This is a genomic window from Streptomyces olivochromogenes, from assembly GCF_021538895.1.
GTDB lineage: Bacteria > Actinomycetota > Actinomycetes > Streptomycetales > Streptomycetaceae > Streptomyces > Streptomyces olivochromogenes_A.
Map to the genome: position 1 here is coordinate 1 of NZ_JADDRL010000212.1, position 7,839 is coordinate 7,839.

Genomic DNA, 7,839 nt, shown 5'->3' on the forward strand with positions numbered 1-7,839 from the left:
ATCAGCCGCTGGGGCAGTTCGTGCCGGTCGAGGGGACGGTGCCGACCACCCCGCACCTGGCCCCGACCCCGCCGCAGCCGCTGGTGCTGCCCCTGCAGGATCCGCAGGGGCCCGTCGCCTCGGTGCCCGCCCCGCGCGAGGCCGAACCCGCACCTGTGCCGGCCGCGGCGCAGGAGGAGCCCCACCCCGAAGTCGTACAGCACGCGGAGGACCTGGACACCCGGGTCGCCGATCAGGAAGAGAGCACGGCCGCCGTGGCAGAAGCACAACCCTCCACCGGTCCGGCCGCGCCCGGTTACGACGTCGCCGAGCGCGAGGCCGTCCTGAAGGTGATGCGCGAGCGCCGCGACATCCGCAACGGCTTCCGCAGCGACCCGATCCCGCACGAGGTGCTGCTCCGCGTCCTGGAGGCCGCCCACACGGCGCCGTCCGTGGGCCACTCGCAGCCCTGGGACTTCGTCGTCATCCGGTCCGCCGAGACCCGGCGCACCATGCACGAACTGGCCATGAGCCAGCGCGACGCGTACGCCAAGTCGCTGCCCAAGGGCCGGGCGAAGCAGTTCAAGGAACTGAAGATCGAGGCCATCCTCGACACCCCGGTGAACATCGTCGTCACCGCCGACCCGACCCGCGGCGGCCGGCACACCCTCGGCCGGCACACCCAGCCGCAGATGGCGCCGTACTCCGCCGCGCTCGCCGTGGAGAACCTCTGGCTCGCCGCCCGCGCCGAGGGCCTCGGCGTCGGCTGGGTCAGCTTCTTCGACGAGCGCGAGATGGTCCGCACCCTCGGCCTGCCCGAGCACCTGGAGGTCATCGCCTACCTGTGCGTCGGGTACGTCGACGAGTTCCCGGACGAGCCCGAGCTGATGCAGGCGGGCTGGTCCAAGCGCCGCCCGCTGTCGTGGGTCGTGCACGAGGAGACGTACGGCCGCCGCGCGCTGCCCGGCGAGGACCCGCACGACCTGCTCAACGAGACCGTGGCCGGTATCCGCCCGCTGGACGCCAAGGCGCTCGGCGAGGCCTGGGAACGGCAGAAGCGGATGACGAAGCCGGCCGGCGCGCTCGGCATGCTGGAGATCATCTCCGCGCAGCTGGCGGGCCTGTCCCGGCAGTGCCCGCCGCCGATCCCGGAGCCCGCGGCCGTCGCGATCTTCGCGGGCGACCACGGCGTGCACGCCCAGGGCGTCACCCCCTGGCCGCAGGAGGTCACCGCCCAGATGGTGGCGAACTTCCTCGGCGGGGGAGCGGTCTGCAACGCCTTCGCCAACCAGGTGGGCGCCGAGGTCTGCGTCGTCGACGTGGGTGTCGCCGCCGACCTGCCCGCCACGCCCGGCCTGCTGCCCCGCAAGATCCGTGCGGGCACGTCCGACATGACCACGGGCCCCGCGATGACCCGCGAGGAGGCCAAGGCGGCCATCGAGGTGGGCATCGAGACCGCCCGCGACCTGGTGGCGGCCGGCAACAAGGCGCTGCTCACCGGCGAGATGGGCATCGCGAACACCACCGCGTCCGCCGCCCTGATCTCGGTGTTCACGGGCGCCGACCCGGCCGAGGTGACGGGACGTGGCACCGGCATCAACGACGAGACCCTGGCCCGCAAGACCGAGGTCGTCCGCCGCGCCATCGAGTTCCACCAGCCCGATCCGGCCGACCCGATCGGCGTCCTCGCGGCGATCGGTGGCTTCGAGCACGCGGCGATCGTCGGCCTGCTCCTCGGCGGCGCCTCCCTGCGCACGCCGGTGATCCTGGACGGCGTCAGCGCCGGCGCCGCCGCGCTGGTCGCCCGCGCCATCGCCCCCGAGGTCCTCGCGGCCTGCATCGCGGGCCACCGCAGCGCCGAGCCCGGCCATGTCGCCGCCCTCAACAAGCTCGGCCTGCGCCCCCTGGTCGACCTCGACCTGCGCCTGGGCGAGGGCACCGGCGCGCTGCTCGCCCTGCCGCTGGTGCAGAGCACGGCACGGGCGATGCACGAGGTGGCGACGTTCGACTCGGCCGGAGTCACGGAGAAGTAGCCGCGGCGGCGCGGGCGGTCCGGTGTTCAGCCATCGGACCACCGTGCCGCCCATCCCGTCCGCACCTTAAAATCCGCACGTCAGGGCCGCTCCGAAGGCGCAGCGCGCCCACCGCATCGCCGCCTGTACGAGGAGCCGCCCCTCATGGCCGAACATCCCGCCTACCCCGTAGGCCTCCGCCTCACCGGCCGCCGCGTGGTCGTCCTCGGTGGCGGCCAGGTCGCCCAGCGCCGACTCCCGGCCCTCATCGCGGCCGGCGCGGACGTCCTTCTCGTGTCCCCGGAAGCGACCCCCTCGGTCGAGGCCATGGCGGACGCCGGCGAGATCGCCTGGCAGCGCCGCCGGTACGAGGACGGAGACCTGGCGGAGGCCTGGTACGCCCTCATCGCCACCAGCGACGCCGAGGCCAACACCGCCGCCTCCGCCGAGGCCGAGCGGCACCGCGTCTGGTGCGTCCGCTCCGACGACGCCGACGCGGCCACCGCCTGGACCCCGGCGACCGGCCACAGCGAGGGCGTCACGGTTGCCGTGCTGACGACGGACGTCCGCGGCCGCGACCCCCGGCACACCGCCGCCATCCGCGACGCGGTCGTGGAGGGCCTGCGCGACGGCACGCTCGTCGCCCCGCACCACCGGACCCGCACGCCCGGCGTGGCCCTGGTCGGCGGCGGTCCCGGCGACCCCGACCTCATCACGGTGCGCGGCCGTCGCCTGCTCGCCGAGGCGGACGTCGTCATCGCCGACCGGCTCGGCCCGCGCGACCTGCTCGCCGAACTCCCCCCGCACGTCGAGGTGATCGACGCGGCGAAGATCCCGTACGGCCGTTTCATGGCCCAGGAGGCCATCAACAACGCGCTGATCGAGCACGCCCGGCAGGGCAGGTCCGTCGTGCGGCTCAAGGGCGGGGACCCCTATGTCTTCGGCCGGGGCATGGAGGAGGTCCAGGCGCTGGCGGAGGCCGGGATCCCGTGCACGGTCGTGCCCGGCATCTCCAGCTCGATCTCCGTGCCGGGCGCGGCCGGCATCCCGGTCACCCACCGGGGCGTCGCCCATGAGTTCACCGTGGTCAGCGGCCATGTCGCCCCCGACGACGAGCGCTCCCTGGTCGACTGGCCGTCCCTCGCGAAGCTCACCGGCACCCTGGTGATCCTGATGGGCGTCGACAAGATCGGGAAGATCGCCGAGACGCTCGTCGCGCACGGGAAGTCCCCGGACACCCCGGTCGCCCTGGTCCAGGAGGGCACGACGGCGGCCCAGCGCCGCGTCGACGCGACCCTGGCGACCGTCGCCGAGACCGTGCGCGCCGAGGACGTGAAGCCCCCGGCGGTCATCGTCGTCGGCGCGGTCGTCGGCGTGGGTCCGCGGTCCGCCGCGGAGCCCTCCGAGTAACCGCGGGTAACGTGACCCGTTCCGAGCCGTTGGCACCACACCCAGGACAAGGCAGTATCACCCTGTGGCCGATCTCATCACCGTTGAGGACCCCGACGACCCGCGCCTGCGCGACTACACGGGTCTGACCGACGTCGAGCTGCGCCGCAAGCGCGAACCGGCGGAAGGCCTGTTCATCGCCGAGGGCGAGAAGGTCATCCGCCGGGCCAAGGACGCCGGCTACGAGATGCGCTCCATGCTGCTCTCGGCCAAGTGGGTCGACGTCATGCGCGACGTCATCGACGAACTCCCGGCGCCCGTCTACGCGGTCAGCCCGGAACTCGCCGAGCAGGTCACCGGCTACCACGTGCACCGCGGCGCGCTCGCCTCCATGCAGCGCAAGCCGCTGCCGACGGCGGCGGAGCTGCTGCGCTCCGCCCGCCGGGTGGTGGTCATGGAGTCCGTGAACGACCACACCAACATCGGCGCGATCTTCCGGTCGGCCGCCGCGCTCGGCATGGACGCGGTGCTGCTGTCGCCCGACTGCGCCGACCCGCTCTACCGCCGCAGCGTCAAGGTCTCCATGGGCGCGGTCTTCTCCGTGCCGTACGCCCGCCTGGACACCTGGCCCAAGAGCCTGGAGTCGGTCCGGGAGGCCGGGTTCAACCTCCTGGCGCTCACCCCGGACGAGAAGGCCACGTCCCTGGACGAGGCCGCCCCGCACCGCATGGACCGGGTGGCCCTGATGCTCGGCGCGGAGGGCGACGGCCTGTCCACCCAGGCCCTGGTCGCCGCCGACGAATGGGTCCGCATCCCCATGTCCCACGGCGTCGACTCCCTCAACGTGGGCGCGGCGGCCGCGGTCGCCTTCTACGCGGTGGCCACCGGCCGCCCCGAGTCCTGAGGGAACCGGCCGCCGCGCGCTCCGGCTACTCCCTGACGTCCGGCGATACGGGCACGCGCGCGTGCCCGTTGCCGTGACCGCTCGACACGACGCTCCCCATGTCGCCGAGCCCGCGTGCGGGCCCCTGGCAGCCCTGCGCCACCGCTATGCCGAGGGCGACCAGCAGGGTCACCACGACGAACACGAACAGCCGCTGCCGCAGCAGCCGCGGATTGGCGGGCCGCCGGCCGGTCCCCGTGGTGCGCGGCCCTGGACGGCCGGCACCGCTGCGCGGAGCGGGACGGCTCCCGCTCCCGGACCGCGTGCCGCCCCGCGAGGCGGGTGTCTGACGCGCCCCGCCCGGCCGTGACGGAACACCGCCGCCGCGTGCGGGCGTACCGCCCCGGGACGCGGGGCCGCCGCGCGGCAGGGGCGTGCCAGGGGAGGACTGCGGACGCCGCTGCGCGCGCTGCTGCTCCGGATGGCTCTCGGTGAGCCGCCCCGTGGGCCGGTCCGCCTCCGCGGTGCGCGGCGCGGGCGGCCGTACGTCGGCCATGCCCTGCGCCTCGCGGGCCGCGATCTCCTTGAGCCGCAGCGAGAGTTGGAGCGTGCTGGGCCGCTCCTCGGGGTCCTTCGCCAGACAGGCCCGCACCAGCGGGGCGAGCGCGTCCGGTACGCCGTGCAGCAGCGGCTCCTCGTGGACCACGCGGTAGAGCATCACCTCGGAACTGCCGTGCCCGAAGGGCGAGTCACCGGTCGAGGCGTACGCCAGCGTCGCACCGAGGGCGAACACGTCCGTGGCGGGCGTGACGGCCGCGCCGCGCACCTGCTCGGGCGCCAGGAAGCCGGGGGAGCCGACCGCCGTGCCGACGTGCGTGAGGGTGGAGGCGCCGGTCGCCCAGGCGATGCCGAAGTCGATGATCCGCGGCCCCTTCGGGGACAGCAGGATGTTGGACGGCTTCAGGTCCCGGTGCACGACGCCGGCCTCGTGGACCGCGACGAGCCCCTCGGACAGGGCGGCACCGATCGCCGCCGCCTCCGCCGTCGCGAGCGCCCCCTCTTCGGCGACCTTGTCGTGCAGGGAGGGGCCGGGCACGTACTGCGTGGCGAACCACGGCCGGTCGGCGTCCAGATCCGCCGCGACGAGCCGTGCCGTGCACCCGCCCCTGATCCGCCGCGCCGCCGAGACCTCGCGCGCGAACCGGGACCGGAACTCCTGATCCTCCGCCAGATCGGGGCGGATGACCTTCAGGGCGACCCGCTGCCCCTTCTTGTCGGAGCCCAGGTAGACCACGCCCATGCCGCCCGCGCCGAGCCGTCTGTGAAGCCTGAACGAGCCGACGACGCGCGGGTCCTCGCGCCTCAGGCGCATCATCGCCATGTTCATCCCCGCTGCCCGGTCCGTGTGACGTGGCACAGCTTACGTTTCCACAGCCGCCTGCGCGCAGAGGCCGCGCCCTCTCGGCCCGATGGATTGTCAGTGCCGGGTGGGAGAATTGAAGGGTGGTCAGAGAGCGGGCGAACGGGGCGCCTTTGGTCGTGCCGTGAACCCAACCAGCCGTCACAGAAGGGGGATTGGGCGAGTGAAGGGTGACCGGGTGGAGATAGTCGTGGACGCGGGGGACACGACCCGCACGTACGAGGTGGTGGCGAGCAGAGCGGGCCGCAGGGTGGAGACGGCGGTACGCCGAGGTGTCGTGGAAGTGAGCGAAGTCACGCGAAGCGGCACCGTGGTCCGTACCGCCCGCTTCATGGCGAACCGAGTCCTGGCCCTGGTCGAGCAGCCGGTGCCGCGCGAGGACAGCTCGGAAAAACGGGAACACTCCGGGCGCCCACTCCGGGATGACCCTGAGTCCTAGGTCCCCGTCTCCACCCAGGGGAGTAGTCCACAGGTGAGAGCTCATCCTCGGGGAGGCCCGCCAATCGGTACGAAGGCATGACGCCCGCCGGGCGCCGCGCGCCTAGATTTGAGGTCAAGCGGCGGGTGCAGCACTCGTCCCCCGAGGTCAGACATCCGCCGCTGCCAACGACAACTGAGACGGTCAGGAGAGGGACCATGGCCCACCCGGCACCGCGGACCTTCATCCGCACCCAGGGACGCACCGCGTTCCGTACGCGCCGCACGGGCCGCCGCCACCCCTTGGTGGCGACGCTGATGGCCCTTCCCCTGGCAGCGCTGCTCCTCCTCGTCTTCGACGGCTGGGAGACAGTGGCGACACAGGCGTCGTCCGTGGGCGTGATGCTGGGGCGCTGAGCGGCGACCCCAGGCCCGGAAGAGCGGTCCGGGCGGGGACATCCACCCATGAAACCCCGTGGGGACGGGGGTGCGGCGGACGGCACAGATGCCGGCGCAGCTGGGGAGCTGCGCCGGCATTGCTGTGCGCGTACGCTCGCCGGACATCCGTAGCCGCCCGAGGGACCCCGTGACCGCAGACGTACTCCCGCACCTCACCGCCCAGGCCACCGCCACGGCCCACCCCGGTGGCGCCCCCTGCGCCTGCGGAGCGAGCGTCACCCTCGCCGACCGTCCCGATGTCACCGTCGTGCGGCACGGCGGCGCGGTCGCCAAGGCTCATGCCCGGGACACCGACCGGGCCGAGCTGGCGCTCCGGCTCGCCACGGCCGCCCGGCACCCCGAGATCCTCCTCTCCCCGCTCACCCCGGATCCGGCCGCCGTGGCCGACCGCCCGGTGACCTTCTGGCCGTACGGCACCCCGGTGGACCCGGACGACCCGGACGCGGCCCCCTGGGAAGCCGCGGCCACCCTGCTCGCCCGGCTCCACCGCTGCCCGGCGCCCGCGGGCCTGCCCCCGATGCGCGGCCCCGCCAAGGCCGCCCGCGCGATGGCCCGGCTCCGGGCGGCCCTCTCCACAGCACGCGAACCCCACCCCGCCGCGTCCCCGATCCGGCGCGCCTGGGCCGCCCTCCCGCTCTGGGCCCGCGCCGGGGCCCCCATGCCCGGCCCCGGCGCCCTCTGCCACGGCGATCTGCACCTCGGCCAGCTCGTCCGCCACCCGTCCCCGGACGGCCCGTGGCGGCTGATCGACGTCGACGACCTCGGCCTGGGCGTCGCGGCCTGGGACCTCGCGCGGCCCGCCGCCTGGTACGCCTGCGGTCTCCTCCCGCCCGACGAATGGACCCGCTTCCTGGCCGCCTACCGCGCGGCCGGCGGCCCGGCGGTGCCCGCGTACGGCGATCCCTGGCCCGCCCTGGACGTCCCGGCCCGCGCCCTGACCGTCCAGACCGCGGCCCTCGCCGTCACCAAGGCCCTGGCGGCAAACCGCCCGCTGGACGAGGTGGAGCAGGCCCTGGTCGACGCCTGTGACCGAATGGGTTCCGTACCCCCACAGTTGGCGGGCGGATTCCCGAAGTAGGGTGCAACCGACCGGGGCCGGACTGAGTCTGTCCTGGGGAAACACGAAGCAGGACCTACCGGCGAGGAGTTGAGCCGACCATGCAGTGTCCGAAGTGCCATGCGCAGATGCACACGTACAACCGCAATGGCGTCCAGATCGAGCAGTGCAGCGGCTGCCGCGGCATCTTTCTCGACTACGGCGAGCTGGAGGCGCTGACCCG

General features: G+C 74.0%; 8 protein-coding genes. 7 read left to right on the top strand and 1 reads right to left on the bottom strand.

Translation table 11 applies throughout. The features are described 5' to 3' along the window. From cobT to IPZ69_RS45615, 3 genes are all read left to right on the top strand, one after another. Window positions 1-2,012: nicotinate-nucleotide--dimethylbenzimidazole phosphoribosyltransferase (gene cobT / locus IPZ69_RS45605; RefSeq protein WP_235460820.1), on the top strand; the 2,012-nt coding region annotated here is incomplete at its 5' end. Window positions 2,013-2,156: 144 nt separating this feature from the next. Then, window positions 2,157-3,401: a uroporphyrinogen-III C-methyltransferase gene (gene cobA / locus IPZ69_RS45610; RefSeq protein WP_235460821.1), complete on the top strand. Its 1,245-nt coding sequence runs from the start codon at window positions 2,157-2,159 to the stop codon at window positions 3,399-3,401. Between the two features lie 64 nt (window positions 3,402-3,465). After that, entirely contained in the window at window positions 3,466-4,284 is an 819-nt protein-coding gene (locus tag IPZ69_RS45615) for a TrmH family RNA methyltransferase (protein ID WP_235460822.1), read from the top strand. 25 nt (window positions 4,285-4,309) lie between these two features. On the opposite strand, the gene IPZ69_RS45620 is transcribed toward IPZ69_RS45615, so the two are convergent. After that, complete coding sequence (locus IPZ69_RS45620) at window positions 4,310-5,650, bottom strand: serine/threonine-protein kinase (protein WP_235460823.1); 1,341 nt, start codon at window positions 5,648-5,650, stop codon at window positions 4,310-4,312. 196 nt (window positions 5,651-5,846) lie between these two features. Between IPZ69_RS45620 and IPZ69_RS45625 the strand changes: the two genes are divergently transcribed. The 4 genes from IPZ69_RS45625 to IPZ69_RS45640 form a co-directional block, all read left to right on the top strand. Further along, window positions 5,847-6,122, top strand: a complete 276-nt coding sequence (locus tag IPZ69_RS45625; RefSeq protein ID WP_235460824.1) for a hypothetical protein — start codon at window positions 5,847-5,849, stop codon at window positions 6,120-6,122. A 197-nt stretch (window positions 6,123-6,319) separates the two neighbouring features. Beyond that, complete coding sequence (locus IPZ69_RS45630) at window positions 6,320-6,517, top strand: hypothetical protein (RefSeq protein WP_235460825.1); 198 nt, start codon at window positions 6,320-6,322, stop codon at window positions 6,515-6,517. Between the two features lie 169 nt (window positions 6,518-6,686). Continuing rightward, entirely contained in the window at window positions 6,687-7,637 is a 951-nt protein-coding gene (locus tag IPZ69_RS45635) for a phosphotransferase family protein (protein WP_235460826.1), read from the top strand. 80 nt (window positions 7,638-7,717) lie between these two features. Beyond that, the coding region (locus tag IPZ69_RS45640; RefSeq protein ID WP_235460827.1) for a TFIIB-type zinc ribbon-containing protein at window positions 7,718-7,839 on the top strand (122 nt) is incomplete at its 3' end.